Origin of the sequence: Streptomyces sp. NPDC037389, assembly GCF_040636475.1 — a bacterium.
Taxonomy (GTDB): Bacteria; Actinomycetota; Actinomycetes; order Streptomycetales; family Streptomycetaceae; genus Streptomyces; species Streptomyces hesseae.
The window spans coordinates 30,975-57,029 of record NZ_JBEZUS010000001.1 but is presented as its reverse complement, the minus strand read 5'-3'; the positions used below and the strand labels follow the sequence as shown (position 1 = coordinate 57,029).

The following is a 26,055-nucleotide window of genomic DNA, read 5'->3' as shown; positions in this document are numbered from 1 at the left end:
CAGCGAGTACCTCCGAGGAGGAGGCAGCCATGGAGCAGCCTGTCATATCCCTGAGCGGGGCCACGGCCTCGCTGGGCTCACGCCCCGTCCTGCGCGGCGTCGACCTGACCGTGCGCCGCGGCGAGGTCGTCGCCCTGCTCGGCGCCAACGGCTCCGGCAAGTCCACGGCCGTCCGGGCCATCGTGGGCCAGGTGCCGCTGACCGGCGGTGAGCTGGAGCTCTTCGGCACCCCGCGCCGGCGCTTCCGCGACTGGGCCCGCGTCGGCTACGTCCCCCAGCGCACCACCGCCGCCGGCGGGGTGCCCGCGACGGTGCGCGAGGTCGTCTCCGCGGGCCGGCTGGCCCGTACGAAGCTGGGCCCGACCCGCAAGGCCGACCGCGAGGCCGTCGTACGCGCCCTGGACCTGGTCGGCATGGCCGACCGGATCAAGGACTCCGTGAACGCCCTCTCCGGCGGCCAGCACCAGCGGGTGCTGATCGCCCGCGCGCTGGCCGGCGAACCCGAGCTGCTGATCATGGACGAGCCGATGGCCGGCGTGGACCTCACCAGCCAGGAGGTGCTGGCGAACGCCCTGCGCGAGGAGGTCGGCCGCGGCGCCACCGTCCTGCTCGTCCTCCACGAGCTGGGCCCGCTGGAGCCGCTCATCGACCGCGCGGTGGTGCTCCGCGACGGCTGCGTCGTCCACGACGGCCCGCCGCCCAAGGCCGTGGGCCAGCACGCCCTCCCCGGCCACGACCATGTGCACCCGCACGCCGACCCGTCCGCGGAACCGATCAGAACGGGGCTGCTGAGCTGATGGACATTCTCGAACTCGCCTTTATGCAGCGGGCGCTGCTCGCCGCGCTGCTGGTGGGCGTCACCGCGCCCGCGATCGGCATCTACCTCGTCCAGCGCCGCCAGGCGCTGATGGGCGACGGCATCGGCCATGTCGCCCTCACCGGTGTGGGCCTGGGCTTCCTGCTCAACGCCAGCCCGGTGTGGGTGGCCACGATCGTCTGCGTGATCGGCGCGGTGGTCATGGAGCTGATCCGCTCCTACGGCAAGGCACGCGGCGACATCGCCCTCGCCCTGCTCTTCTACGGCGGCATGGCGGGCGGCGTGATGCTGATGAGCCTCGCCCCCGGCGGCTCCAACGCCAACCTCACCACCTACCTCTTCGGCTCGATCACCACCGTCTCGCAGCAGGACATCATGGCGATCTGCCTGCTGGCCGCGTTCGTGATCGTCACGACGGTCGGGCTGCGCCGGCAGCTCTTCGCGATCTGCCAGGACGAGGAGTTCGCGCGCGTCACCGGCCTGCCGGTGCGCCTGCTGAACCTGCTGATCGCGATCACCGCCGCGCTGACCGTCACCGTCGCCATGCGCGTCGTCGGCCTGCTGCTGGTCAGCGCCCTGATGGTGATCCCCGTGGCCGCCTCCCAGCAGCTCGCCCGCAGCTTCGCGACGACCTTCGCCATGGCCGTGGCCATCGGCGTCCTCGTCACCCTTTCGGGCACGGTCACCTCGTACTACGTGGACGTCCCCTCGGGCGCGACGATCGTCCTCATGGCCATCGGCGTCTTCCTCGCGCTCACCGCGCTCGCCACCCCCCTGGCGAGGAAACGCGCGGACCGGGCGGCCGCCGAGGAACGCTGCACCCTGGAGGAGCCCACCATGGGCCCGGCCACCGACGACGTCCGGGTCTGATCCAAGGGCCTGGCACAATTGTCGTGGCAACACCCACGGTGGGAATGTTGCCACGAGTGTTCAGGCGAGCTTGAGGAGGCAACTGTGGTGACCGCCGGTCCCCCGGTACGCGGCCGAGCCACCAAACAGCGGGCCGCCGTCGCGGCAGCGCTCGACGAGGTGGACGAGTTCCGCAGCGCGCAGGAGCTCCACGACATGCTCAGGCACCGCGGCGCCTCCGTCGGCCTGACCACGGTCTACCGCACCCTCCAGTCCCTCGCCGACGCCGGCGAGGTCGACGTCCTGCGCACCAGCGAGGGCGAGGCCGTCTACCGCCGCTGCTCCAGCGGACACCACCACCACCTCGTCTGCCGCGCCTGCGGCAAGGCGGTCGAGGTCGAGGGCCCGGCCGTCGAGAAGTGGGCCGACGCCATCGCCGAGGAACACGGCTTCGTGGACGTCGCCCACACCATAGAGATCTTCGGCACCTGCGGGGACTGCGCGGCGAAGGGCTGACCGCCGGCCATCGTGAAAAGCCTGTGGGGCGCTCCCGGAAGATTCCGGGAGCGCCCCACAGGCTTTGTCACTACTCCTGCGTCTGCATCTGCTCGTTCGGGATCGCCCCGCCGAAGCGGCGGTCGCGCTGGGCGTACTCCAGGCAGGCGCGCCACAGGTCGCGGCGGTCGAAGTCGGGCCACAGGACGTCCTGGAAGACCATCTCGGCGTACGCGCTCTGCCAGATCAGGTAGTTGGAGGTGCGCTGCTCGCCGGAGGGGCGCAGGAAGAGGTCGACGTCCGGCATGTCCGGGTAGTAGAGGTACTTGGCCAGGGTCTTCTCATTGACCTTCGACGGGTCCAGGCGGCCCGCCTTCACGTCCTCCGCCAGCGCCTGCGCCGCGTCGGCGATCTCGGCACGGCCGCCGTAGTTCATGCAGAAGTACAGCGTGAGCTTGTCGTTGTTCTTCGTCTGCTCCTGGGCGATCTGGAGCTCCTTGGCCACCGAGCGCCAGAGCCGGGGCATGCGGCCCACCCAGCGGACCCGGATGCCGAGTGCGTCGAGCTGGTCGCGGGTCTTGCGGATGAAGTCGCGGTTGAAGTTCATCAGGAAGCGGACCTCGTCCGGGGAGCGCTTCCAGTTCTCGGTCGAGAAGGCGTAGAGGGAGATGCTGCCCACGCCCATCTCGATCGCGCCCTGGAGGACGTCGAGCACGCGCTCGGCGCCGACCTTGTGGCCCTCGGTGCGCGGCAGGCCGCGGTCCTTGGCCCAGCGGCCGTTGCCGTCCATGACGATCGCCACGTGCTCGGGGACGAGCTCGCCGGGGATCTTCGGGGGGCGGGCGCCCGAAGGGTGCGGGTCGGGGATGCGGTACTCGCGTCGCGCCCGGCCAAGAATCCCGCGTACAACCATGGGTGCCACTACTCCTTGATCCCTGTTTCGCTTAGTTCTCGACATACCTGAGCGAGCGAAGCCCCCGCTCCAGATGCCATTGCAGATAGGCCGCCACCAGCCCGCTGCCCTCCCGGACGTGGCGCGCCTCGCACGCGTCCGCCGTCGCCCAGTCCCCCGTCAGCAGCGCGCCCAGGAGCTCGATCGACTCCGAGGAGGGTACGACGCATCCGGGCACCCGACACTCCCCGCAGACCACACCGCCCGCGGCCGCGGAGAAGAACCGGTTCGGCCCGGGCATGCCGCACTTCGCGCAGGCGCCGAAGCTGGGCGCGTAGCCGTTGACGGCGAGGGAGCGCAGCAGGAACGCGTCGAGCACCAGATGGGGGGCGTGGGCCCCGGAGGCGAGGGTGCGCAGCGCGCCCACGAGCAGCAGGTACTGCTGCACGGCGGGCTCGCCCTCGTGGTCGGTGAAGCGCTCGGCGGTCTCCAGCATGGCGGTGCCGGCGGTGTAGCGGGCGTAGTCGGTGACGATCGCGCCACCGTACGGAGCGATGGTCTCGCTCTGGGTGCACAGCGGCAGCCCGCGTCCCACGAGCTCGCTGCCGCGTGCGAAGAACTGCACGTCGACGTGGGAGAACGGCTCCAGCCGCGCCCCGAACTTCGACTTGGTGCGGCGCACTCCCCGGGCGACGGCCCGCACCCGGCCGTGGCCGCGCGTGAGGAGGGTGATGATCCGGTCCGCCTCGCCCAGCTTCTGGGTGCGCAGCACTATGCCGTCGTCGCGGAACAGACTCATGGAGCCATTCTCCCGTACGGGTGACGTGCCGGGCGCCATCGCCACCGGGGCCCCATGGGCCACCGTCCCCCGATCCGCAATACACACGATGTGGTGAAATCCCTCCCGCGCCCGCCCGACATGTGCTCTCTTTGGAGCAGAAGCCACGACATCGAAACGACATCGGAGTGACGACATCGTGGCCCGCCTCCGGGAGGGAAGAGGGGGGTGCCGGCGCGTGCGGGTGTTCATCGCGGGGATCGACGGATATCTCGGCTGGCCGCTGGCCCAGCACCTGGCCTCCCGGGGGCACACCGTCGCCGGTGCCGACGCGCTGCTGCGCCGGGCCTGGGTCGCCGAGCGGGGCTCGGTCAGCGCCGTGCCGATCGCCCCGGTGCACGAGCGGCTCGCCGCGTTCCGTGAGCTGACCGGCGGGCCCCTGCCGTTCTCGCCCCTGGACCTGCGGGACCACCCCGCGCTGGGCCGGGCGCTGGCGGGCTTCGCGCCGGACGCCGTGGTGCACCTCGCCGAGTGCCCGTCCGCGCCGTACTCGATGATCGACTTCCGGCACGCCGAATTCGTCCAGAGCAACAACGTCTCCGGCACCCTCAGCCTGCTGTTCGCGATGCGCGAGCACTGCCCCGGCGCCCATCTGGTCAAGCTCGGCACCATGGGCGAGTACGGCACGCCCGATCTGGACATCCCCGAGGGCTTCTTCGACGTGGAGTTCCGCGGCCGGCGCGACCGGCTGCCGTTCCCCCGGCAGGCGGGCTCCTGGTACCACTGGAGCAAGGTCTTCGACTCGCAGAACGTCGGCTTCGCCTGCCGGCTGTGGGGGCTCGCGGCGACCGATGTCATGCAGGGGGTCGTCTACGGGAGCTGGTGCCCGCCCGCCGACCCCCGGCTCAACAGCCGCCTGGACTTCGACGAGGCGTTCGGCACCGCGGTCAATCGTTTCTGCTGTCAGGCGGTGATCGGCCGCCCCATCACCCCCTACGGAAACGGCACCCAGAGCCGCGGCCTGCTGTCGCTGGCCGACTCCCTCCAGTGCCTCACCCTCGCCCTGGAACACCCGCCCGCCCCCGGCGAGTACCGCGTCTTCAACCAGCTCCGCGACGTGCTGACCGTCGGCCGGCTCGCCGAGCTGGTCCGGGACGCCGCGCGGGCGCTGGGCATCGACGCCCGTATCGCCACCGTCGACAATCCGCGCGACGAGGCGGAGGCGCACCACTACAACCCCGACAGCGAGAAGCTGCGGGAGCTGGGCTTCAGGCCCTCGGCGCCCATCGGCACCGAGCTGCGGCAGATGATCGGCGATCTGCTGCCGCACGCCGGCCGCGTACGGGCCCACGCCGACCGGCTCCCGCCGACCGTCCGCTGGCGTGGGCCCCGTACCTCTTCCGTCCCGAATCCAGCAGAGGGCCCAGCAGAGAACCCAGCAGCGGATCCGGTAAAGGATCCAGTAGAGGAAGGAACCCGGAATGAGCCGGAAACTGCGGCAGATCATGACGGCGGTGGCCGAGGACCCCACCGCCCTGAGTGAGCTGCGCGAGGACACCCCCGCCCTGGCCGAGCGCTTCGGCCTTTCCCCCGAGGAGCACGACCGGCTGGCCCTGGCCGACCGGCTGGCCCCCCGTTCACCGGACGGGTACGGCCTCTCGACGATCACCCTCCACACCATCACCATCACCGCGGGCCCCGGCCTGTGACAGCCGCCCCGCCCGGGATCAGTGTGGTCCTGCCCGCGCGGGACGAGGGCGACAGGGTCGGGGCGACCATCGCCTCGGCCCTGGACGCCGCCGCCGGGCGGGACGGCGTCGAGTTCGTCGTCGTGGACGACTGCTCGGCGCCCGAAAAACGGCCCTGGGTCGGCGACGCCGCGGCCCGGCGCCGTACGACGGTCATCCGCTCCGCCCGGCACCTCGGCGTGGGCGCCGCCCGCAATCTGGCCGCCCGGCACGCCCGGGGCCGGGTGCTGTTCGTGACGGACGCCCACACCCGCTTCTCCGACGGCTGGGACCGCGCGGCCGCCCGGCTGCTCGCCCCGGGGCGGATCCTGTCCGTCACCATCCTGGACAGCACCTCGGCCTGGCGCGGCCACGGCTGCCGCCTCGTCGTCCCGTACATGGGCACGCGCTGGAACACGGCCCCGCCCGGCCCGGCGCACCACGTCCATGTGGCCTCCTCGGCCGGCACGGTCGTCGAACGCGCGCTCTTCGACCGCCTCGGCGGCTATGACGAGGGGATGGTGCACTACGGCGGGTTCGAGCCCGAGTTCAGCGTCCGGGCGTGGCGGGCCGGCGCCGAGATCGCGCACACCACCGACATCGAGATCACCCACCGGTTCAAGCCCAGGGAGGAGGTGGCCTCCTTCGTCGGCGCGGCGCGCACCGCGATGGTCCACAACTGTCTGCGCTTCGGTACGGCCCATCTGCCGGAGTCGATGATCCTGGAGATGGTGCGGCTGCACGCCCTGGAGTTCCCGGAGCACATCCGCGAGGCGCTGGTCATGCTGGAGGAGCGGGGCGCCTGGCGCCGCCGCGAGGAGCTGGCGGCGACGCTTCCGCACGGCTTCGCGTGGTTCGTCCGCCGCTTCGACCTGCGCGATCAGATCGGCAGGCCGGTCCCCGAAACGTAGGCGCTCAGGACGGTGTGCGCGCCGCCGCGAGGAGCCGGTCGGTGTCCTCGGGACGGATCAGCAGCGCCCGCCCCACCGTCGCCAGCACCTCCCGCTCCGCGGGCCGGTAGGGGCCGTCGGCCAGGGCGATCCGGGCCCCTTGGAGCAGGATCTGCTCACGGCCCGCGGGTGCCAGGTGCGGGGCCAGCGGCTCCAGGGCCTCGTGGAGCTCGATGGCCAGGGCCGTGCCGCAGGGGTCGAAGCCGTCACGGCTCGCGTCGCCCGGCGGCGTCGCGTACCGCCCGGGCAGCCGTCCGGTGTCCGCGGCGAGCGCCTCGATCAGGGTGACGAGCTGCTCCTCGCTGCAATCGGCGAAGCCGGCCGCCCGGACCGCGCCGACCGCCGCGCGGCGGACCGTACGGGCCTCGGTGCCGCCCGCGGCCAGCACGGCGAGCGCCACCGTGTGCACGGCGTCGCGCAGCATCGCGGAGAAGCGAGTGGTGGTCGGGTGGTCGAGGACGTCCATGGCGTAGCGGCCGCGACAGGCCGTGCACTCCACGATGGGCCCCACCAGGCCGCGCGGCAGCAGCGGTACCCCGAACGCGACAAGGCGGCGCCGGCCCGTGCGACGGTGGTAATTGCGGTCGCCACCGCAACCGGGGCAGAAGAATTCGCCGTCTCCGACGGTGCGCCATACGGTGCGTACGCCCACCACACACCGGTCCGGGCTGTGTCGGCCTTGCGCGTGCATCACGGCGCACCTCCATAACGCCACGGCCGGGGTGCCGCGTTGACGTGATGTTAGCCACATCGTTGATGCCGCGTCAGTACCCCGACGGCCGAGTTGGGGTGGGTATTGGCCGAAGGCGCCGATGAGCCCACCGGATGCGGTGTTTTCACCGGCGCCAGGTTGACGCTGAGCGACGGAGGTTACGGACCGTCAGCGGCGGTAGGCGCGATTCACCGCCGAGACGACGGCCTTGATCGAGGCCCGGGTCGTGTTGCCGTCGATGCCGATGCCCCACAGCACCTTGCCGTCGATCACGCACTCGATGTACGAGGCGGCCTGGGCGCTGGCGCCCTCGCTCATCGTGTGCTCGGTGTAGTCCAGCAGCCGGGCGTCGACGCCGATGCCGGCCAGCGCGTCGAAGAAGGCCGAGATCGGGCCGTTGCCCGTGCCCGTGAGCACGGTCTGCTCGCCGTCGACGACCGCCTCGACGGTCAGCGCGTCGAGGCCCTCGGCGGTGGTGGAGGTCTGCGTGGAGCGCAGCAGCGCGATCCGGCCCCAGGCGTTGTCGTGCACCGGCAGGTACTCGTCCTGGAAGACGCCCCAGATCTCCTGCGGGGTGACCTCGCCGCCCTCGGCGTCGGTCTTCGTCTGAATGATCTTCGAGAACTCGATCTGCATCCGGCGCGGCAGGTCCAGCTTGTGGTCGTGCTTGAGGACGTAGGCGATACCGCCCTTGCCGGACTGGGAGTTGACGCGGATGACCGCCTCGTACGAACGGCCGACGTCCTTCGGGTCGATGGGCAGATAGGGCACCGCCCACTCGATCTCGTCCACGGTCTTCCCGGCGGCGGCCGCGTCGGCCTCCCTCGCCTCGAAGCCCTTCTTGATGGCGTCCTGGTGGGAGCCGGAGAAGGAGGTGTAGACCAGGTCGCCCGCGTAGGGGTGGCGCGGGTGGACCTCCATCTGGTTGCAGTACTCGGCGGTCCGGCGGACCTCGTCGATCTGCGAGAAGTCGATCTGCGGGTCGACGCCCTGGGAGAACAGGTTCATGCCCAGGGTGACCAGGTCGACGTTGCCGGTGCGCTCGCCCTGGCCGAACAGGCAGCCCTCGATCCGGTCCGCGCCCGCCATGACCGCCAGCTCGGCGGCGGCGACGGCGGTGCCCCGGTCGTTGTGCGGGTGCGCGGACAGGCAGACGTGCTCACGGCGGGACAGGTGCCGGGACATCCACTCGAAGCGGTCGGCGTGGGTGGAGGGGGTGGAGCGCTCCACGGTCGCCGGCAGATTCAGGATGATCTCGCGGCCCTCCTCGGGCTGCCAGACGTCCATGACGCCCTCGCAGACCTCCAGCGCGAAGTCCAGCTCGGTGTCGGTGAAGATCTCCGGGCTGTACTGGTAGCCGAAGACGGTGTCATCGCCGAGGATCTTGTCGGCGTACTCCATCACCAGCCGGGTGCCGTCCACGGCGATCTGCTTGACCTGCTCGCGCGAGCCCCGGAAGACCACGCGGCGGAAGACGGGCGCGGTGGCGTTGTAGAGGTGGACGGTGGCGCGGTGGGCGCCGCGCAGGGCCTCCACCGTCCGCTCGACCAGCTCCTCGCGGGCCTGGGTGAGGACGGAGATCGTCACGTCCTCGGGGATCGCGCCCTCCTCGATGATCGAGCGGACGAAGTCGAAGTCCGTGGCCCCGGAGGAGGGGAAGCCGACCTCGATCTCCTTGTAGCCCATGCGCACCAGCAGGTCGAACATCTCGCGCTTGCGGGCGGGCGACATGGGGTCGATCAGCGCCTGGTTGCCGTCACGCAGGTCGGTCGACAGCCAGCGGGGCGCCTTGGTGATCCGCCGGTCCGGCCAGGCGCGGTCGGGGATCTCCACGGCGTCGTACGGGCGGTACTTGCGCACCGGCATCCCGGACGGCCGCTGGGTCACGGTGGCGGCGGTGACGGGCGTGGGACGGCCGACGGATACGGAAGGCTGCTGGGGCATGGCGCGGAAGGCTCCTCGGATGGCCTTGCGATGGGGGTCCCCCCTGCTCGTTCAGAGCTAGGGGGAGGCCGACGGGGCTGCGGGCTGCTGCTGATCGGTGGGTGCGCAGCACCGGACTCCGCGGGGAGGGGGTCGGCCTTCGCTACAGACCCTCGCCGCGGCAGCTAAGAAGAAGCAGCACGTCACGCATGGTGCTCAGCAGATTAGCCGAGACGCGCGGGGCGGGGCAGGGGCGTTTCAGCATGCGGGACGGGATGCGGGACGGGGGCCGGGGCACGCGGAACCGTGACACTCGTTTGTGTTAATCCCCGCACCGGGCCCTGACAAGGCGGGGGCCGGGTGTCAGATTCGGCCCATGACTACCCAGAAGCACGGGATCTTCTGCGGCATCGTCCCGCCGCACGTACTCGACCGCCTGGCCCAGTCCGAGGACCCCCGGCACTTCGAACCGGCGCGCCGCACCCTGGAACACGACGGCGTCCTGCGTACCCGTCGCCGGATCACCGCGCTGCGGGCGACCGTGGACTCCTCGGCGGGCGCCCCCTCCGACACCCCGCAGCGGACGATCTACGACGCCGGGCACGTGGAGACCCTGCCGGGCCGCAAGGTGCACGCCGAGGCCGACGCGCCCAGCAAGGACGCCACGGTCAACCGGGCGAACGCCGGGCTGGGCGCCACCTTCGACCTCTATCTCAAGGTCTACGGCAGGCACTCCATCGACGGCGCCGGCCTGCCGCTGAACGCCACCGTCCACTACGGCGAGAAGTACGACAACGCCTTCTGGGACGGCGAGCAGATGGTCTTCGGCGACGGGGACGGCGATCTCTTCCTGGACTTCACCCTGCCCGTGGACGTCATCGGTCACGAGCTGACCCACGGGGTGACCCAGCACACCGCCAACCTGGAGTACTACGGCCAGTCCGGCGCGCTCAACGAGTCCATCTCGGACGTCTTCGGCTCCCTGATCAAGCAGTACGCCCTCGGGCAGACCGCCGACCAGGCCGACTGGCTGATCGGCGAGGGCCTCCTGGCCCCGGACGTCACCGGCAAGGCCCTGCGCTCGATGAAGGCGCCCGGCACCGCCTACGACGACGACAAGCTCGGCAAGGACCCGCAGCCCGCCACGATGGACCACTTCGTGCGCACCAGCCGGGACAACGGCGGCGTGCACATCAACTCCGGCATCCCCAACCACGCCTTCTACCTGCTGGCCACCGCCCTCGGCGGGCACGCGTGGGAGCGCGCGGGGAACATCTGGTACGCCACGCTGACCGGCGGGGAGCTGGCCCAGGACGCCGACTTCGCGGCCTTCGCCCGGCTGACGGCGGCGTCGGCGCGGGCGCTGTACGGCGAGGGGGACGCGGTCCAGGCCGTGCTCAAGGCGTGGAGCCAGGTGGGCGTTCCCACGGCGTAGGGCCGACCGGTCCCGGAAGCGGGTCTCCCGGACCGGGAATGACCGCGAGCCATGGGGTAGGGATGACGGCATGCGTATCGCCATCACCCGTACCGGCGGTTTCGCCGGCATCGAGCGCCGGGCCGAGCTGGACACGTGCGGCCGGCCCGACGCCACGCATCTGGAGGCCCTGGCCCACCGCGCGCTGGCGCCGGGCCGGGAGCCGCCCGGTCATACCCGGGGCGTCCCGGACGGCTTCCACTACGTCATCGACGTGGACGGCCGCTCTGTCCACCTCGCGGACCCCCACCTCACGGAGGAGCAGCGCGAGCTGATCCGCGCGGTGCTGAAGGAAGGCGCGTAGCGGCTGCGGGCCGGTGGGGGCTGATCGCGCAGTTCCCCGCGCCCCTGCGGGGCGCGGCACCGTAACAGCTAGAAGCCGAGCTTCCGCAGCTGCTTCGGGACCCCTCCTCCCCGCCGCCCTCGCACCGCTCGGCCCTGGGGGCCTCACGGGCTTCGGACGGCTGCGCCAGCCTCCGGCCGGCGGTGTCGGCCCGGCTAGAAGCCGAGCTTCCGGAGCTGCTTCGGGTCCCGCTGCCAGTCCTTGGCGACCTTCACATGCAGGTCGAGGTAGACCGGCGTGCCCAGCAGCGCCTCGATGTGCTTGCGGGACTTCATGCCGACCTCCTTCAGACGGGCGCCCTTGGGGCCGATGATGATGCCCTTCTGGCTGGGCCGCTCGATGTAGACGTTGGCGTGGATGTCGAGCAGCGGCTTGTCCTTGGGCCGGTCCTCGCGCGGCAGCATCTCCTCGACCACGACGGCGATGGAGTGCGGCAGCTCGTCGCGCACGCCCTCCAGGGCGGCCTCGCGGATCAGCTCCGCGACCATGACCTGCTCGGGCTCGTCGGTGAGGTCGCCCTCGGGGTAGAGCGGCGGGCTCTCCGGGAGCAGCGGAGCGATCAGGTCGGCCAGCAGGGAGACCTGCTTGTCGCCGACGGCCGAGACCGGGACGATCTGCGCCCACTGGATGCCCAGCTCGTCGCCCAGCTGCTGGATGGCGATGAGCTGCTCGGCGAGCTGCTTGGAGTCGACCAGGTCCGTCTTGGTGACGATCGCGATCTTCGGGGTCTTCTTGATCCCCGCGAGTTCCTTGGCGATGAACTTGTCACCGGGGCCGAGCTTCTGGTCGGCGGGCAGACAGAAACCGATCACGTCGACCTCGGCCCAGGTGGTCCGGACGACGTCGTTGAGCCGCTCGCCCAGCAGGGTGCGCGGCTTGTGCAGACCGGGGGTGTCCACCAGGACGAGCTGGGCGTCCGGGCGGTGGACGATGCCGCGCACGGTGTGCCGGGTGGTCTGCGGACGGTTGGAGGTGATCGCGACCTTCGTCCCCACCAGTGCGTTGGTCAGGGTCGACTTGCCCGCGTTGGGGCGGCCGACGAAGCACGCGAAGCCCGCGCGGTGGGAGGCCGGGGACGGGGAGGAAGCTCTATCCATACCCCATATTCTCCCCGATCCCCCGGCGGCCTCCGACCAACGGGCGGGCGCGGCGCTCAGCCGGCCGTCACCACCGGCCCCGGCGTCCCGTCCGGGCCCGCCAGCAGCACGGGCGTCGCGGGCCCGCCCAGGTCGTGCACGGCGGCGCGGTCCTCGTCGGTGACGGCCTCCGCCTCGGAGACCACCACGGCGGCCTCCAGGGACGTCGCCCCGCCGGCCACGGCCATGGCCACGGCCGTCCGGAGCGCGCTCAGCCGCAGCGACTCCAGGGCGACCGTCCCGGCGACGTACGTACGGCCGGTCTCGTCACGGACGGCCGCGCCCTCGGGCACGGCGTTACGGGCGCGGGTGGCGCGGGCGAGCGTGATCAGCTTGCGGTCTTCGGGGTCCAGGGCATCCGTCATGCCTGGAGCATAGGGGCGCTGCCGGAGGCGCCCCCGGGCGGCCTCAGCCGGCCACCGAGTACATCGCGCCGCGCCGGCCCTCGGGCGAGGTCAGCCACGCCACCTTCTCGGCCGTGCCGGTGTCGGGGGCGGGGTTGTGCAGCACGATCGTCAGGTCCGGGCGGGCCGGTACGCGCAGCTGGGTGCTCTCGAAGAGGAGGTCGCCCACGAGCGGGTGGTGGAGGGCCTTGCGCACCAGGCCCGCCGGGCACACGTCGCCGCGGGCCCACAGCTCCGTGAATTCCGGGCTCGCGGCGGAGACGTCGGCCAGCACCTCCTCGAAGCCCTCGTCGCCGGGCCGCTCCGAGCAGGCGGCGCGGTAGGAGGCGACGACGCGCGGGGCGTTCTCCGCCCAGTTCGCGGCGCGCGAGCGGTAGACGGGGTCGGTGAAGAAGTCGATCAGGCAGTTCTGCCGGTTCTCCGGGCGGAAGCCGAGGACCAGCCTGGCGGACTCGTTGTAGGCGACCAGGTTCCAGTACGGGTCCATGATGTGCGCCGGGGAGGGCAGCCAGCCGTCGATCAGCCGGCGCAGCCCGTCGCACAGGTACTCCGCGTCGTACTCGGCCTCGGGCAGCGGCGGGTTCAGCCCCGCCAGGACGTACAGATGCCGGCGCTCGGCCCCGGCCAGCCGTAGCACCCGCGCGACGGCGTCGAGGACCTGCGGCGAGACGGTGATGTCCCTGCCCTGCTCCAGCCACTGGTACCAGGAGGCGCCCACCCCGGCGAGGACCGCGACCTCCTCGCGGCGCAGCCCCGGCGTCCGGCGGCGGCTCCCGCCGTCGGGCAGTCCCGCCTCGGCCGGGGACACCCTCGCCCGACGGCTCATCAAGAACTCGCGCAGCTCAGGACGGCGGCGCGGCTTCTCCCGCAACGCTACGGTCAACTCTCCCCCTTGGCTGGTGGTGCGACCACCACGATAAGCGCGCACTCCCCAGGGTTGTTCCGCCCGGCGGAGGGTGGTCGCATGGCGATCGACTCCCCACCTCTGACCTCCCCCGACGAGGCCGCGTCCCCGCGCATGTCCGGCCGCGACAAGCTGACCCTGATGGTGCTGTGCGCGGCGCAGTTCATCGTCGCCCTCGACTTCTCCATCCTGAACGTGGCGCTGCCCGTCCTCGGCGACGACCTGGGCATGAGCCAGGCCGACCTCCAGTGGGCGGTCACGGCCTTCGCCCTGCCGTCGGGCGGCTTCCTGCTCTTCTTCGGCCGGATCGCCGACCTCTACGGGCGCCGGAAGCTCTTCCTGACCGGACTCGTCCTCTTCACCGTCGCCTCCGCGCTGGCCACCGTCGCCTGGGACCCGACGACCTTCCTCACCGGCCGGGCCCTCCAGGGGCTGGGCGCGGCAGTGATCGTGCCGACCGGGATGTCCCTGCTGACCACGACCTTCGCCGAGGGCCCGCAGCGCGAGCGGGCGCTGGGCATCAGCGGCACCCTGATGTCCCTGGGCTTCACCATCGGCATGGTGCTCGGCGGCGTCATGACCGACACCCTCGGCTGGCGCTCCACGATGGGGCTGCTGGCGGTGGCGGGCGTCGGCGTGCTCCTCGCCGCGCCCAACCTGCTGACCGAGTCCCGGCGTGCGGAGCGCCCCCGGCTGGACCTGCCGGGGGCGGTGACGGTGACGGGCGGTCTGCTCGCGGTGATCTACGCCCTGTCGACCGCCGCCCAGCGGGGTTTCGGTGGCGCGGACGTCGTGCTCGCGCTGATCGCCGGCGCGGTCCTGCTGGTGGCCTTCGTGGTCGTCGAGTCCCGGGCGGCGGAGCCGCTGGTGTCCCTGCCGATGCTGCGTCGGCGGACGGTGGCCTGGGGGAACCTGGCCGGGCTGACCACGTTCGCGATGATGTCCTCGGTGATCTTCCTGCTCACCCTGTACCTCCAGGAGGTCCTGGAGCTGTCGGCCGTCCGCACCGGCCTGATCTTCGGTGTGACGGGCGTGGCGGCGGCCCTCGCCGGGATGACCGCGCCCCGGATCATCGCCCGCTTCGGGGCACGCGCCACGCTGGTGACGGGTCTGCTGGTGCAGGCCGTCTGCACGGCGGCCCTGCTGGGCCTGGGCGACGGCCCGGCCGGCGCCTGGCTGGCGCTGGTGGGGAGCTCGCTGGGCTGCGTCGGCCATCTGTGGGCGATCGTCGCGTACGGCGTGACGGCGACGTCGGGGCTGCCGGACGGTTCGCAGGGGCTGGCGACGGGGCTGGTCACCAGCTCCCAGCAGGTGGGGCTGACCGTCGGCATCCCGCTGCTGAGCGCGCTGGCTTCGGCTCGGGTTTCCACGCTGCGGGATGGCGGGGCGGCCTTCGCGGAAGCGACGCTCGGGGGCGTACGGGTGGGCGTCGGTGTCGACGCGGCCGTGGTCCTGGTAGTGGCCGCCGCGACGTTCTTCGGCTTGCGCCGAGCGCGCTGAGGGCGGATGCCGGTTCGGCACCGCCGAGTACCCCGGCGGGGGCTGCGCGCCGTCGCGGCGGAGTGAGGCTCCTGTCCCGCCCTTTCACCGTTTCCCGGGGCTTCGCCCCGGACCCCGGTCCGCGGCCGTGATGAGCAACCCGCCCAGAATCGAGACGTTCGCGAAGAACGCCACCCGGTGCTGCATCCGCTTCCCCGCGTCCTCCTCCCTCCAGTACGCGTGACCCGCCAGGGTCGTCGGCACCAGGCTGGCGGCGAGGGCCAGGGCGGAGGCCCGGGGGAGGATCCCCAGGGCGAGCAGCCCGCCCGCTCCCAGGTGCACCGCCCCGTTCAGCCGTACGAGCGCCTTCGCGTCGCGCGGCAGGACCGGGATCCAGTCCGCGATGGCGAGCGCCACGGGCGCCGCGACCGGCGCGAGGAGTTCCGGGCGGCGGACGGTCTGGACGCCGGCGCTGATGAACGCCGACGCCAGCAGCGGCCGCGCGAGAGTTCTGAGAAACGCCATTCCAGGACGGTTCCCGCACCACCACGGGAGGATTCCCCTGAACGGGACGATTCCCCCGCTCAGTCCTCCCCGAAGGGACCGCGCTCCGCCCGGACCGGCTCCACGAGGACCGTGACGATGCGGTTGCGCCGCCCCGCCGCGGCCTCCGCGGTGAGCCGGAGGGCCGTGAGCGTGGGGTCCTTGCCGTGTTCGGAGACGTGCTCGGAGAGCGCGACCTCCGCCGTCGCGCCGGCGATCGGCACCCGGCCCAGCGACTTGGCGAGGAGCCCGCCGACCGTCTCGACGTCCTCGTCGTCGAACTCGTCGAGGCCGTAGAGCTCGCCGAGGTCTCCGATGTCGAGCCGGGCGGTGACCCGGTAGCGGTCGTCGCCGAGCTCCTCGACGGGCGGCAGCTCCCGGTCGTACTCGTCGGTGATCTCGCCGACGATCTCTTCAAGGATGTCCTCGATGGTGACGATGCCGGCCGTGCCGCCGTACTCGTCGATGACGACCGCGCAATGGTTGCGCTGCTGCTGCATCTCGCGCAGCAGGTCGCCCGCGTTCTTGGTGTCGGGGACGAAGACGGCCGGCCGCATCGCGGTGGAGACCAGCTCGCTCTCCGCGTCACGGTTGATGTGCGTCTTGCGGACGAGGTCCTTGAGGTAGACGATGCCCACCACGTCGTCCTCGTTCTCGCCAGTCACCGGGATCCGGGAGAAGCCGGAGCGCAGCGCGAGGGTGAGCGCCTGGCGGATGGTCTTGCCGCGCTCTATGACGATCAGGTCCGTGCGCGGCACCATGACCTCGCGGACGAGGGTGTCGCCGAGCTCGAAGACGGAGTGCAGCATGCGGCGCTCGTCGTCCTCGATCAGCGACTCCTGCTCCGCCAGGTCGACCATGGCCCGCAGCTCCGCCTCCGAGGCGAAGGGGCCCATGCGGAAGCCCTTGCCGGGGGTGAGGGCGTTGCCGATGAGGATCAGCAGCCGGGGCACCGGCCCCATGATCCTGGCGAGCGGCAGCAGGACGTACGCCGCGGCCGTGGCGGTGCCCAGCGGGTGCTGGCGGCCGATGGTGCGCGGGGAGACGCCGACGGCCACGTACGAGACGAGGACCATCACCGCGATGGCGACGGTCAGCGCCTCCCAGGTGGCGTCGAAGGACTCCAGGCAGACGTAGGTGACGAAGACTCCCGCCGCCATCTCGCAGGCGACGCGCACCAGCAGCGCGACGTTGAGATAGCGGGTGGGGTCGGCCGCGACTGCCATCAGCCGCGCGCTGCCCCGCCGCCCCGCCCGGGCGGCCTCCTCGGCCCGGAACCGGGTGGTCCGGGCGAGGCCGGCCTCGGCGCAGGCGGCGAGCCAGGCGACGACGAGCAGCAGGACCGCGGCGGCGATCAGCTGGCCGGTCACGTGAACGTGGGAGCCGGGGAGGGCCCTTCGATGCCGCGCTCGGCGCGCCAGCCGTCGATGATCGCCGCCTGGAGGCCGAACATCTCGGCCTTCTCGTCGGGCTCCTCGTGGTCGTAGCCGAGGAGGTGGAGCACGCCGTGGACGGTCAGGAGCTGGAGCTCCTCGTCCATGGAGTGCCCGGTCGGGGCCTCCTCGCCCTGCTTCTTCGCGACCTCCGGGCAGAGGACGATGTCGCCGAGGAGACCCTGCGGCGGCTCGTCGTCGTCCTTGGCCGGCGGGCGCAGCTCGTCCATGGGGAAGGACATCACATCGGTGGGACCGGGGAGGTCCATCCACTGGATGTGGAGCTGCTCCATGGCATCGGCGTCGACAACGATGACCGAGAGTTCGGAGAGCGGGTGGATACGCATCCGGGTGAGGGCGTAGCGGGCGACGTCCAGGATCGCCTGCTCGTCGATCTCCGTGCCGGATTCGTTGTTGACGTCGATTGACATGCTGTTACCGGGTCTTACTTTCCGTTGCGGCTGTCGTACTGCTCGTACGCGTCGACAATACGGCCGACGAGCTTGTGCCGGACGACGTCCCTGCTGGTGAGGTACGAGAAATGGACGTCGGTGACGCCCTCCAGGATCTCCCGCACCTGGCGCAGGCCGCTCCTGGTGCCGCCGGGCAGGTCGATCTGGGTGATGTCACCCGTGACCACGACTTTGGAGTCGAAGCCGAGCCGGGTGAGGAACATCTTCATCTGCTCGGGGTTCGTGTTCTGCGCCTCGTCGAGGATGATGAACGCGTCGTTCAGCGTCCTTCCTCGCATATACGCCAGCGGCGCGACCTCGATCGTTCCGGCGGCCATCAGGCGCGGGATGGAGTCGGGGTCGAGCATGTCGTGGAGGGCGTCGTAGAGCGGCCGCAGATAGGGGTCGATCTTCTCGTAGAGCGTGCCGGGCAGGAAGCCCAGCCGCTCGCCCGCCTCGACGGCCGGCCGGGTCAGGATGATCCGGTTGACCTGCTTGGACTGGAGGGCCTGGACCGCCTTGGCCATGGCCAGATAGGTCTTTCCGGTACCGGCGGGGCCGATGCCGAAGACGACCGTGTGCTTGTCGATCGCGTCGACGTAGCGCTTCTGGTTGAGCGTCTTGGGGCGGATGGTGCGGCCGCGGCTGGAGAGAATGTTCTGGGTGAGGACCTCGGCGGGGGTCTCGCCCTCGCCCTCCTCGCCCCTCAGCATGGCGATCGAGCGTTCCACCGCGTCCTCCGTCATCGGCTGCCCGGTGCGGAGCACCAGCATCATCTCGTCGAACAGGCGCTGTACGAGGGCGACTTCGCGATCGTCCCCCGTGGCGCTCACCTCATTGCCCCGAACGTGGATGTCGGTGGCCGGGAACGCCTTCTCGATCACCCGCAGGAGCTTGTCCCCGGAGCCCAGGATCGTCACCATCGGGTGCTTCGCCGGGACCGTGAACCGCGCCTTCGCCTGCGGTCGTGTGGGTGTCTGAGTCATGGGCCGGCACTGAAGGCCTGCTCATCCCTCTTTCCGTGTCGACAACCTTCCTTGGAATACCAGGGTACGACGCGTGCCCCACCGATCCCGAGGGCTTTTCCACAGGACCGCCGAGGTCACGACGGCCTGCGGAAGCCCAGCGTCGGCAGGGCCCGGCGCAGCGGCCAGGGGCTGATGGCCTCGGGGAGGATCGCGTCGAGGAAGGAGTAGCGGCGCAGCGTGGCCGGGGACTGGTCGTCGAAGGACCGGACGTGGTGCCACCACGCGGCGATCTCCACCCAGCCGGGCGCCGACAGCGACCCCCCGAACTCCTGGACCGACAGGGCGGCGGTCAGCCCCGCGAAGGCCAGCCGGTCGGCCAGCGGCCACTCGGCGAGGGTGCCGGTGACGAAGCCGGCCACGAAGACGTCCCCCGCGCCGGTCGGGTCGAGGGCCTCGACGACGATCGCGGGCACCTCGGCGCTCTCGCCGGTGCGCCCGTCCACCGCGTACGCGCCCCGCTCCCCCATCGTGACGACGGCCAGCGGCACCTTGTCCGTGAGCGCACGGGCGGCGGCGCGCGGGCAGTCGGTGCGGGTGTAGCGCATGGCCTCCTCGGCGTTGGGCAGGAAGGCCTCGCAGTGCTCCAGGTCGGCGAGGTCCGCCGGGTCCCAGCGGCCGGTCTCGTCCCAGCCGACGTCGGCGAAGACCCGGCTGCCCTGGCGGGCCGCCGTCGCGATCCACTCCTCCTGCCGTCCGGGCGTCAGCAGCCCCACACAGGCCCGCGCGGGCGGCGGGCACTCCGGGGCGGGACCCTCCGGCGGCGGGGCCTCGTGGCCGTGGGAGATCATGGTCCGTTCGCCCTCGTAGGCCATCGAGACGGTGACCGGGGAGTGCCAGCCGGGCACCGTGCGCGACAGGCTCAGGTCGATGCCCTCGCCCCGGGAGAGGGACTCCCAGCAGTACTCGCCGTACATGTCGTCGCCGAAGGCGGCGGCCAGCGAGGTGCGCAGGCCCAGCCGGGCCAGGGCGGTGGCCATGTTGGCCACGCCGCCGGGGCTGGAGCCCATGCCGCGCGCCCAGGACTCGGTGCCGCGCACGGGGGCGGAGTCCAGGCCGGTGAAGATGATGTCGAGGAAGACGGTCCCGGTCAGATAGACGTCGGTGGGTGGGTCGGCGTCGGTGCGGAGAGCGGCGAGCGGGTCCAGGACCGGCGCCGTTCCCGTGTGTCCTTGCTGTCCTTGCGGGAAACCCGCGCGAGGGGCACCTGTGTGGGTGGAGGAAGGGGCCGTCATACTCGCTCGTCGCTCCTCTCAGGGATGCACGAAATGCGGATCCGCACAGTGTGCCCGAAGCTGAGGTACGTTCCGTTCCATGAGGCTCACCATTCTCGGCGGCGGCGGATTCCGGGTGCCTCTGGTGCACCGGGCCCTGCTGGACGACGCCCGGCGCGATGCCCCGGGCCGCTGCACGGAACTCGTGCTCCACGACACCGACTCCGCGCGCATGAAGGTGATCGCCTCCGTGCTGGAGGCCCAGGCCGCCGGGGTGCCCGGCGCCCCCTCCGTACGGTTCGCGGAGGACCTGGGCGAGGCGCTGCGCGGGGCCGATTTCGTCTTCTCCGCGATCCGGGTGGGCGGCACGGCCGGGCGGGTCCTCGACGAGCGGATCCCGCTCGCCGAGGGCGTCCTGGGCCAGGAGACGGTCGGCGCGGGCGGGGTGCTCTACGGGCTCCGTACGGTCCTGGTGGCCACGGAGATCGCCGAACGGGTCTCGAGGATCGCCCCGGACGCGTGGGTCATCAACTTCACCAACCCCGCCGGGATGGTGACGGAGGCGATGTCCGCCGTGCTCGGCCCGCGCGTCATCGGCATCTGCGATTCACCCGTGGGGCTGGTCCGCCGCGCCGCGCGGGCGGCGGGCGCGGACCCGGACCGGGTCACCTACGACTACGTGGGCCTCAATCACCTGGGCTGGCTCCGCTCGTTGGTCCACGACGGCGAGGACCTGCTCCCGGGGCTGCTGCGCAACGAGAGGGCCCTCGACTCCTTCGAGGAGGGCAAGCTCTTCGGCGCCCGCTGGCTCCAGGCGCTCGGTGCCCTGCCCAACGAATACCTCCACTACTACTACTTCCGCCGCGAGACGCTGCGCTCGGTCATGGAGTCCGCGGAGACCCGCGGCGAGTTCCTCGACCAGCAACAGGGCGACTTCTTCACCCGCGCGGCCGCCGAACCGGAGCGCTCCTTCGAGCTGTGGGAGCACACCCGGCTGCGCCGCGAGGAGACGTACATGGCCGAGAGCCGCGCGGCGACCGGCGGCTGGCAGCGCGACACCTGCGACCTGGACGGCGGCGGCTACGACCAGGTGGCGCTCGCCCTGATGCGGGCGATCAGCGCGGACGAACGCACCCGGCTGATCCTCAACGTCCCGAACGGGCCGACGGTCCCCGCGCTGGACTCCACCGCCATCATCGAAACCGTGTGCGAGGTCAGTGCGAAGGGCGCCCGGCCACTGCCGTGCGCCCCGCTACGGGAAGATCAGCTCGGGCTGATGCTCCAGCTCAAGGCGGTAGAACGGGCGGCGATCGAAGCCGCGCTCCACGAGGACCGCGACGCGGCGCTCCGCGCGCTGGCCCTCCACCCACTGGTCGACTCGCCGGCCGTAGCGGCCCGCATCCTGGCCCGAGCGGGCCAGGAGTAGGCCTCGGGGTGGGTACCCCTAGAAGACGACCACCGACCGCAGCACATCCCCCTCGTGCATACGAGCGAACGCCTTCTCCACGTCCCCCAGCCCGATCGTCTCGGTCACGAACGCCCCGAGGTCCAGCCGCCCCTGAAGATGCAGATCCACCAGCATCGGGAAGTCCCGCGACGGCAGGCAGTCCCCGTACCAGGACGACTTCAGCGCGCCGCCCCGCCCGAAGACGTCCAGGAGCGGCAGCTCCAGCTTCATCTCCGGCGTCGGCACGCCGACCAGGACGACGGTGCCGGCCAGGTCACGGGCGTAGAAGGCCTGCTCGTAGGTCTCGGGGCGGCCCACCGCCTCGATGACCACGTCGGCGCCGAAGCCGCCCGTGAGCTCGCGGATCGCCTCGACGGGATCGGTGGAGCGGGAGTTCACCGTGTGCGTGGCGCCCATCTCGCGCGCCTTCTCGAGCTTGCGGTCGTCGATGTCGACGGCGATGATCCGGCCCGCGCCCGCCAGCCGGGAGCCCGCGATCGCCGCGTCGCCGACGCCGCCGCAGCCGATCACGGCGACGGAGTCGCCGCGCCCCACCCCGCCGGTGTTGATCGCGGCGCCGATGCCGGCCATCACGCCGCAGCCGAGGAGGCCCGCCACCTCCGGGGCGATCGCGGGGTCGACCTTGGTGCACTGACCCGCCGCGACCAGCGTCTTCTCGGCGAACGCGCCGATGCCGAGCGCGGGCGACAGCTCCGTGCCGTCGAGGAGGGTCATCTTCTGCTTGGCGTTGTGGGTGTTGAAGCAGTACTGGGGGCGGCCGCGCAGACAGGCCCGGCACTGGCCGCAGACGGCTCGCCAGTTGAGGACGACGAAGTCGCCGGGGGCCACCTCGGTGACGCCCTCGCCCACGGACTCGACGACGCCCGCCGCCTCGTGGCCGAGGAGGAAGGGGAAGTCGTCGTTGATGCCGCCCTGCTTGTAGTGGAGGTCGGTGTGGCACACACCGCACGCCTGGACCTTCACCACGGCCTCGCCCGGCCCCGGGTCCGGCACCACGATCGTCTCGACCCGCACCGGCTCGTTCTTCCCCGGTGCGATGACTCCGCGTACTTCCTGCGCCATGGTCTCGTGCCCCACCCTTCGTGTCGCTGGTCCGCACACCACGGTACGCCCAAACGATCTTTCTCCGCGCGTAGAACTTCACGCCGCCGGGTCCTTGACCCCGTCCGGCTCAGGCCTTAGCTTCGCGCTGCATCGTCCTTGTTACCCAGGAGTCACCAGTGTCGCTCTCCCTGAAGTCCACGCGTGCGCGCGTCGCCGCCGCCACCGCCGCCCTCGCCGTCGGCGCCGGCCTGTACACCGCGGGCACCGCCTCCGCCGACCACGCGGTGCCCCGCACGGACAAGGAGATCCCGAACCTCACCCAGGTCCAGGACAAGATCAAGGCGTTCTACGGCGACACCGTCGACGCCTCCGGCCAGCACTACGCCTCGCCGAACAGCAACTACGCCAAGCAGGTCGCCGACATCCAGAAGAAGGCCAAGGCCCAGCTGGAGACGGTCGTCCGCAACGCCCAGCACGCCAAGAAGGGCGCGAAGAAGCCCGCCATCGTCCTGGACCTGGACGACACGACCCTGCTGACCTACAACTACGAGCTCCAGCAGGGTTTCCGCTTCACGCCCGAGTCGCAGGACGCGTACCTGAAGTCCACCGACATGACCGCCGTCTTCGGCATGCCCAAGCTGGTCAACTGGGCCAAGTCCAAGGGTATCGAGGTCTTCTACGTCACCGGCCGTGACGAGCACCAGCGCGAGTGGAGCGTCCGCAACCTCAAGAACGTCGGCTACAAGCCCGTCGCCGACGCCCCCCACTTCTTCCTGAAGAACAAGAAGACCCCGCCGGCCTACCTCGCCTGCGGCGCCAAGTGCACGACGGTCGAGTACAAGGCGGGCACCCGCAAGTACATCGAGTCCAAGGGCTTCGACATCGTCGCCAACTTCGGCGACCAGTACAGCGACCTCCAGGGCGGCTACGCGAACCACACGTACAAGCTGCCGAACCCGATGTACTACCTGCCGTAAGGCGTAGACGCGGTACGGGCGGGGTCGCCCTCGGCGACCCCGCCCCCGTCCGCCCCGCCGCTCAGCCACGGGCCATGCGCAACCGCTGACAGCCGCGCGACTCCCGTCCGTCGAAGTCGCACACCTCGAACCACACGTTCTTCATGCCGTGACGGACGGTGTCCTTGCCCGCCCGCTGAGCGCCGTCGGGATTGCCGACCAGCACCTCCGTATGACGTCCCCGGCGGTCCTCGTAGTGGATGAGCAACCGCCCGCCCCAGCCGTCGTCGTACGCCTCGCGGTCGTCCCGCGAATACGGCATCACATACTCGACGCCGTACCACCCGTCCCCGGTGTCCCAGTACCGATAGCCTACGCCCGCGATCGTGGCGCCCTTGGTGCTGCGCGCCTCGAAGAGGCTGAACGCCCCGCCGCGCCCACGCGTCGCATCGGCGACGGCAGGCGTCACGGCGGACGGCCGCCCACCGCCGGGCGTCCCGGGCCGGGAGCCGGCGAACACCCAGTACGCGAGGGTGAGGGCGAGCGCGAGCACGGCCACCACCGCCGACGGCCGGCGGAGCCGGGCCCGGAGCCGCCGCGCCCGCCGCCCCGGCGCCGGAACGCTCTCCTCCCGCCCGGCGATCCTCCGCCTGGCCTCCAGCCACGCCTCGCGCCGCGCCCCGTCGCCGCACGCCACCACGAACGCCTCGAGGACCTCGGCACGCGGCAGGGCGGTCCGGGCGAGGGCGTCGGAGATCGTGCTGCGGGGCAGCACCATCCCTTCCTCGGCCGCGCGCCGCTGGAGCCGGCGGTAGGTGAGTCCGGAGTGCTCGCGCAGCTCCCGCATCAGCGCCACCAGAGCCGCCGCGTCCCGCGCTCGCGCGGGGTCGGGTCTCCCCTGCTCGCCCATGCAGCACATGGTGGCATGCCCACGGCAAGCCGCAATCCCTCTTTCCGCACCCCCTTCCGCACCCTGTCCGACCTGCGGCCGGACACACCCGGACGGGTCCGGACGGCCCGGGGCGTGGACCGGCCGGGCCCGCCCTGCCAGCGTCGTGCGCCGACACCACACCCGAACGGGAGGCCCCGATGAGGAACGGAACACGCCGCGCCCTGGCCGTCTCCGCGGTGACCGCCATGGCCCTGCTGCCCCTGGCCGGCCAGGCCGGCGCCACCGCCCAGAGCCCCTATCCGTATGTGCACGGGAAGTCGCACGGAGGATGCTCGGAGGCCGCGGGGACGTACAACTACTACGACACCGGCAAGCGCACGCCGAGCGGGTACCAGCTCTTCACGACGGCTTTCGACATCCAGGTCAAGGACCTGTGCCCCAAGGACCCCCAGCACAACGCGGCCCGGCTGTACCTCGAGTACTGGCAGTACAGGAACGGCCTGGACGAGTGGCACGGGTGGCACCCGGTGAAGACCAACGGCACCTACAAGCCCAAGAATCCGCCGAAGAACGTCTGGTACCTGAAGATCCGGGTCTGTGACTGGAACCCGACCGACGGCACGCCGGAACGGACCTGCAACGACGTCAATTGACTTGCTCCTCGGGCTGAACCCTGAGGATTCTGTCCTTCTCCCCGAATCCTGTGCTGCTACGTGGCACGGGGTTCGGGGAGAATCGGTTGGCACTGTACTTTCGTGATGCATGCGCATGTGATCTTCGTGACCAAGTTCCGGCATAAGATGTTCACGGATGCTCAACTGAGCTGGTCAACTCCCTCAAGGGTGTCCCCTCCCGCCGACTGCGCCAGAAGTTCCCCGACCTGGCACGGCACTACTGGCTGGCCAACAAGCTCTGGTCCGGGACCTACTTCGCCGGAACCGTCGACGGCGCCCCGCTCTCCGTGGTCAAGCAGTACATCGAGCAACAGAACCGGCCCATGTGAGCATCACCCGGCACCATCGGGACCAGCCATCGCGGCACTCCGCGCCACAAGTGGTGAACACACGATGCCCGCCTCCGCAGACCAGGAATCCACCATGACAAGATTCACTTCACCACCGGGCCGAAGCTCGATGCACTGCAAATGAATCCCGGTAGCCGCACGCGGACGGCTCTGTCGGTCCGCGACCCCGCCCGGGTCGCGGACCGTTCGGCGCGGCCTCGGCGCGGCTTCAGCGCCGCTTAGGCACCGGCACGCGCAGCAGGTCGCGGGCGACGGTGAGCTCACCCTCGAAGCCCGCTTCCCGGGCCTGGCGTTCGAAGACCGACGGGTCGTCGTAGCGCTGGGAGAAGTGTGTGAGCACCAGGTGCCGTACGCCCGCCCGCGCGGCGACGCGGGCGGCCTGGCCCGCCGTCAGATGGCCGTGCTCGGTGGCCAGCGACTCGTCCTCGTCGAGGAACGTCGACTCGATGACGAGCATGTCGCAGCCCTCGGCCAGCTCGTGGACGCCGTCGCACAGCCGGGTGTCCATCACGAAGGCGAAGCGCTGGCCGCGCCGCACCTCGCTGACCTCGTCCAGCGTCACCCCGCCGACCGCGCCGTCGCGCATCAGCCGGCCGACGTCAGGCCCGCTGATGCCGCGCTCGGCCAGCAGCTCGGGCAGCATCCGGCGCCCGTCGGGCTCGACCAGGCGGTAGCCGTAGGACTCGACGGGATGCGAGAGCCGGCGGGCCTGGAGGGTGTACGAGCCGGTGGCCGCCAGCACCGCGCCGGTGCCCGCGACCGGTTCCTGGACGAGCTTGACCGTCTCGCGGTAGGCCGTGGCGTACCGCAGCCGCTTGAAGAAGCGCTCGCCGCTCGCCGGGTAGTGCGCGGTGACCGGATGCGGCACCCGGTCGAGGTTGATCCGCTGGATCACCCCGGCCAGGCCCAGGGAGTGGTCGCCGTGGAAGTGGGTGACGCAGATCCGGTTGAGGTCGTGCGCGGCCACCCCGGCGCGCAGCATCTGACGCTGCGTCCCCTCGCCGGGGTCGAAGAGGATGCCGTCCCCGTCCCAGAGGAGGACGTAGCCGTTGTGGTTGCGGTGCCGGGTGGGGACCTGGCTGGCCGTGCCGAGGACGACGAGTTCGCGGACGGACAACGGT

Annotated in this window: 27 protein-coding genes and 1 pseudogene; 13 read left to right on the top strand and 15 right to left on the bottom strand. The window is 71.4% G+C overall.

Annotation, left to right across the window (positions count from 1 at the left end):
• Positions 1 to 29: 29 nt before the first annotated feature.
• The 3 genes from AB0E98_RS00300 to AB0E98_RS00290 all read left to right on the top strand — a co-directional run bounded on the left by AB0E98_RS00300 (position 30) and on the right by AB0E98_RS00290 (position 2,182).
• Positions 30 to 797, top strand: a complete 768-nt coding sequence (locus tag AB0E98_RS00300) for a metal ABC transporter ATP-binding protein (RefSeq protein ID WP_361696935.1) — start codon at positions 30 to 32, stop codon at positions 795 to 797.
• Entirely contained in the window at positions 797 to 1,687 is an 891-nt protein-coding gene (locus tag AB0E98_RS00295; RefSeq protein WP_361696933.1) for a metal ABC transporter permease, read from the top strand. The genes AB0E98_RS00300 and AB0E98_RS00295 overlap by 1 nt, the downstream gene beginning before the upstream one ends.
• Positions 1,688 to 1,771: 84 nt before the next feature.
• Positions 1,772 to 2,182, top strand: coding sequence for a Fur family transcriptional regulator (locus AB0E98_RS00290; protein ID WP_361696931.1), 411 nt, complete (start codon positions 1,772 to 1,774; stop codon positions 2,180 to 2,182).
• Positions 2,183 to 2,252: 70 nt separating this feature from the next.
• Here AB0E98_RS00290 and AB0E98_RS00285 read toward each other — a convergent pair whose 3' ends face one another.
• Positions 2,253 to 3,074, bottom strand: a complete 822-nt coding sequence (locus AB0E98_RS00285; protein WP_361696929.1) for an isoprenyl transferase — start codon at positions 3,072 to 3,074, stop codon at positions 2,253 to 2,255.
• Between the two features lie 31 nt (positions 3,075 to 3,105).
• Positions 3,106 to 3,852 carry a DNA repair protein RecO gene (gene recO / locus AB0E98_RS00280; RefSeq protein ID WP_189452132.1) on the bottom strand — a complete coding sequence of 249 codons (747 nt, stop codon included), beginning with the start codon at positions 3,850 to 3,852 and terminating at the stop codon, positions 3,106 to 3,108.
• A 217-nt stretch (positions 3,853 to 4,069) separates the two neighbouring features.
• Between recO and AB0E98_RS00275 the strand changes: the two genes are divergently transcribed.
• The 3 genes from AB0E98_RS00275 to AB0E98_RS00265 are packed head-to-tail and all read left to right on the top strand — an operon-like array spanning position 4,070 to position 6,469.
• Entirely contained in the window at positions 4,070 to 5,374 is a 1,305-nt protein-coding gene (locus AB0E98_RS00275; RefSeq protein WP_361696927.1) for an NAD-dependent epimerase/dehydratase family protein, read from the top strand.
• Positions 5,346 to 5,540: a hypothetical protein gene (locus AB0E98_RS00270; RefSeq protein WP_361696925.1), complete on the top strand. Its 195-nt coding sequence runs from the start codon at positions 5,346 to 5,348 to the stop codon at positions 5,538 to 5,540. Before AB0E98_RS00275 ends, AB0E98_RS00270 begins: the two co-directional genes overlap by 29 nt.
• Positions 5,537 to 6,469 carry a glycosyltransferase gene (locus tag AB0E98_RS00265; protein WP_361696923.1) on the top strand — a complete coding sequence of 311 codons (933 nt, stop codon included), beginning with the start codon at positions 5,537 to 5,539 and terminating at the stop codon, positions 6,467 to 6,469. Before AB0E98_RS00270 ends, AB0E98_RS00265 begins: the two co-directional genes overlap by 4 nt.
• A 4-nt stretch (positions 6,470 to 6,473) precedes the next feature.
• Here AB0E98_RS00265 and AB0E98_RS00260 read toward each other — a convergent pair whose 3' ends face one another.
• Both AB0E98_RS00260 and leuA read right to left on the bottom strand, forming a co-directional pair.
• Positions 6,474 to 7,199: a TerB family tellurite resistance protein gene (locus tag AB0E98_RS00260; protein ID WP_311613096.1), complete on the bottom strand. Its 726-nt coding sequence runs from the start codon at positions 7,197 to 7,199 to the stop codon at positions 6,474 to 6,476.
• Positions 7,200 to 7,388: 189 nt separating this feature from the next.
• On the bottom strand, positions 7,389 to 9,164 hold the full coding sequence (gene leuA / locus AB0E98_RS00255) for a 2-isopropylmalate synthase (protein ID WP_361696921.1): 1,776 nt from the start codon (positions 9,162 to 9,164) through the stop codon (positions 7,389 to 7,391).
• Positions 9,165 to 9,519: 355 nt separating this feature from the next.
• On the opposite strand from leuA, the gene AB0E98_RS00250 reads away from it, so the two are divergent.
• Positions 9,520 to 10,578 (top strand): M4 family metallopeptidase, encoded by a 1,059-nt coding sequence (locus AB0E98_RS00250; RefSeq protein ID WP_361696919.1) that lies wholly within the window; start codon positions 9,520 to 9,522, stop codon positions 10,576 to 10,578.
• Positions 10,579 to 10,648: 70 nt separating this feature from the next.
• Entirely contained in the window at positions 10,649 to 10,921 is a 273-nt protein-coding gene (locus AB0E98_RS00245) for a protealysin inhibitor emfourin (RefSeq protein ID WP_361696917.1), read from the top strand.
• 194 nt (positions 10,922 to 11,115) lie between these two features.
• Here the strand turns inward: AB0E98_RS00245 and era are convergent, their stop codons facing one another.
• Genes era through AB0E98_RS00230 form a run of 3 tightly spaced genes read right to left on the bottom strand, consistent with a single transcriptional unit; the run spans position 11,116 to position 13,326 of the window.
• Positions 11,116 to 12,057, bottom strand: a complete 942-nt coding sequence (era, locus tag AB0E98_RS00240; protein ID WP_311613092.1) for a GTPase Era — start codon at positions 12,055 to 12,057, stop codon at positions 11,116 to 11,118.
• A 56-nt stretch (positions 12,058 to 12,113) separates the two neighbouring features.
• The gene (locus AB0E98_RS00235; protein ID WP_361696915.1) at positions 12,114 to 12,461 is read right to left on the bottom strand and encodes a cytidine deaminase; all 348 of its coding nucleotides are present in this window, start codon (positions 12,459 to 12,461) and stop codon (positions 12,114 to 12,116) included.
• 43 nt (positions 12,462 to 12,504) lie between these two features.
• Positions 12,505 to 13,326 (bottom strand): helix-turn-helix transcriptional regulator, encoded by an 822-nt coding sequence (locus tag AB0E98_RS00230; RefSeq protein WP_361698092.1) that lies wholly within the window; start codon positions 13,324 to 13,326, stop codon positions 12,505 to 12,507.
• A gap of 138 nt (positions 13,327 to 13,464) precedes the next feature.
• Between AB0E98_RS00230 and AB0E98_RS00225 the strand changes: the two genes are divergently transcribed.
• Complete coding sequence (locus tag AB0E98_RS00225; protein ID WP_361696913.1) at positions 13,465 to 14,904, top strand: MFS transporter; 1,440 nt, start codon at positions 13,465 to 13,467, stop codon at positions 14,902 to 14,904.
• Between the two features lie 84 nt (positions 14,905 to 14,988).
• Here the strand turns inward: AB0E98_RS00225 and AB0E98_RS00220 are convergent, their stop codons facing one another.
• The 5 genes from AB0E98_RS00220 to AB0E98_RS00200 form a co-directional block, all read right to left on the bottom strand.
• Positions 14,989 to 15,408, bottom strand: a complete 420-nt coding sequence (locus tag AB0E98_RS00220) for a DoxX family membrane protein (protein ID WP_361696911.1) — start codon at positions 15,406 to 15,408, stop codon at positions 14,989 to 14,991.
• 59 nt (positions 15,409 to 15,467) lie between these two features.
• Positions 15,468 to 16,796, bottom strand: a complete 1,329-nt coding sequence (locus tag AB0E98_RS00215) for a hemolysin family protein (RefSeq protein ID WP_361696909.1) — start codon at positions 16,794 to 16,796, stop codon at positions 15,468 to 15,470.
• Complete coding sequence (ybeY, locus tag AB0E98_RS00210; RefSeq protein WP_311613087.1) at positions 16,793 to 17,290, bottom strand: rRNA maturation RNase YbeY; 498 nt, start codon at positions 17,288 to 17,290, stop codon at positions 16,793 to 16,795. The genes AB0E98_RS00215 and ybeY overlap by 4 nt, the downstream gene beginning before the upstream one ends.
• Positions 17,291 to 17,304: 14 nt before the next feature.
• Positions 17,305 to 18,297: a PhoH family protein gene (locus tag AB0E98_RS00205; RefSeq protein WP_361696907.1), complete on the bottom strand. Its 993-nt coding sequence runs from the start codon at positions 18,295 to 18,297 to the stop codon at positions 17,305 to 17,307.
• Between the two features lie 116 nt (positions 18,298 to 18,413).
• A complete protein-coding gene (locus tag AB0E98_RS00200; protein WP_361696905.1) occupies positions 18,414 to 19,571 on the bottom strand; it encodes a PfkB family carbohydrate kinase in 1,158 nt (385 codons plus the stop codon).
• 79 nt (positions 19,572 to 19,650) lie between these two features.
• Between AB0E98_RS00200 and AB0E98_RS00195 the strand changes: the two genes are divergently transcribed.
• The gene (locus AB0E98_RS00195; RefSeq protein ID WP_361696903.1) at positions 19,651 to 20,976 is read left to right on the top strand and encodes a 6-phospho-beta-glucosidase; all 1,326 of its coding nucleotides are present in this window, start codon (positions 19,651 to 19,653) and stop codon (positions 20,974 to 20,976) included.
• 18 nt (positions 20,977 to 20,994) lie between these two features.
• Here the strand turns inward: AB0E98_RS00195 and AB0E98_RS00190 are convergent, their stop codons facing one another.
• Positions 20,995 to 22,080, bottom strand: a complete 1,086-nt coding sequence (locus AB0E98_RS00190; RefSeq protein ID WP_311613083.1) for an S-(hydroxymethyl)mycothiol dehydrogenase — start codon at positions 22,078 to 22,080, stop codon at positions 20,995 to 20,997.
• Positions 22,081 to 22,238: 158 nt separating this feature from the next.
• Between AB0E98_RS00190 and AB0E98_RS00185 the strand changes: the two genes are divergently transcribed.
• Positions 22,239 to 23,039 carry an HAD family acid phosphatase gene (locus AB0E98_RS00185; RefSeq protein ID WP_361696901.1) on the top strand — a complete coding sequence of 267 codons (801 nt, stop codon included), beginning with the start codon at positions 22,239 to 22,241 and terminating at the stop codon, positions 23,037 to 23,039.
• Between the two features lie 61 nt (positions 23,040 to 23,100).
• Here AB0E98_RS00185 and AB0E98_RS00180 read toward each other — a convergent pair whose 3' ends face one another.
• The gene (locus tag AB0E98_RS00180) at positions 23,101 to 23,928 is read right to left on the bottom strand and encodes a hypothetical protein (RefSeq protein ID WP_361696899.1); all 828 of its coding nucleotides are present in this window, start codon (positions 23,926 to 23,928) and stop codon (positions 23,101 to 23,103) included.
• Between the two features lie 179 nt (positions 23,929 to 24,107).
• On the opposite strand from AB0E98_RS00180, the gene AB0E98_RS00175 reads away from it, so the two are divergent.
• Together AB0E98_RS00175 and AB0E98_RS00170 are read left to right on the top strand one after the other, a co-directional pair.
• Positions 24,108 to 24,563 (top strand): hypothetical protein, encoded by a 456-nt coding sequence (locus AB0E98_RS00175; protein WP_361696897.1) that lies wholly within the window; start codon positions 24,108 to 24,110, stop codon positions 24,561 to 24,563.
• Positions 24,564 to 24,668: 105 nt separating this feature from the next.
• Positions 24,669 to 24,913, top strand: a pseudogene (locus tag AB0E98_RS00170) (transposase).
• Between the two features lie 229 nt (positions 24,914 to 25,142).
• On the opposite strand, the gene AB0E98_RS00165 reads toward AB0E98_RS00170, so the two are convergent.
• Positions 25,143 to 26,051, bottom strand: coding sequence for a ribonuclease Z (locus AB0E98_RS00165; RefSeq protein ID WP_361696895.1), 909 nt, complete (start codon positions 26,049 to 26,051; stop codon positions 25,143 to 25,145).
• Positions 26,052 to 26,055: the final 4 nt, after the last annotated feature.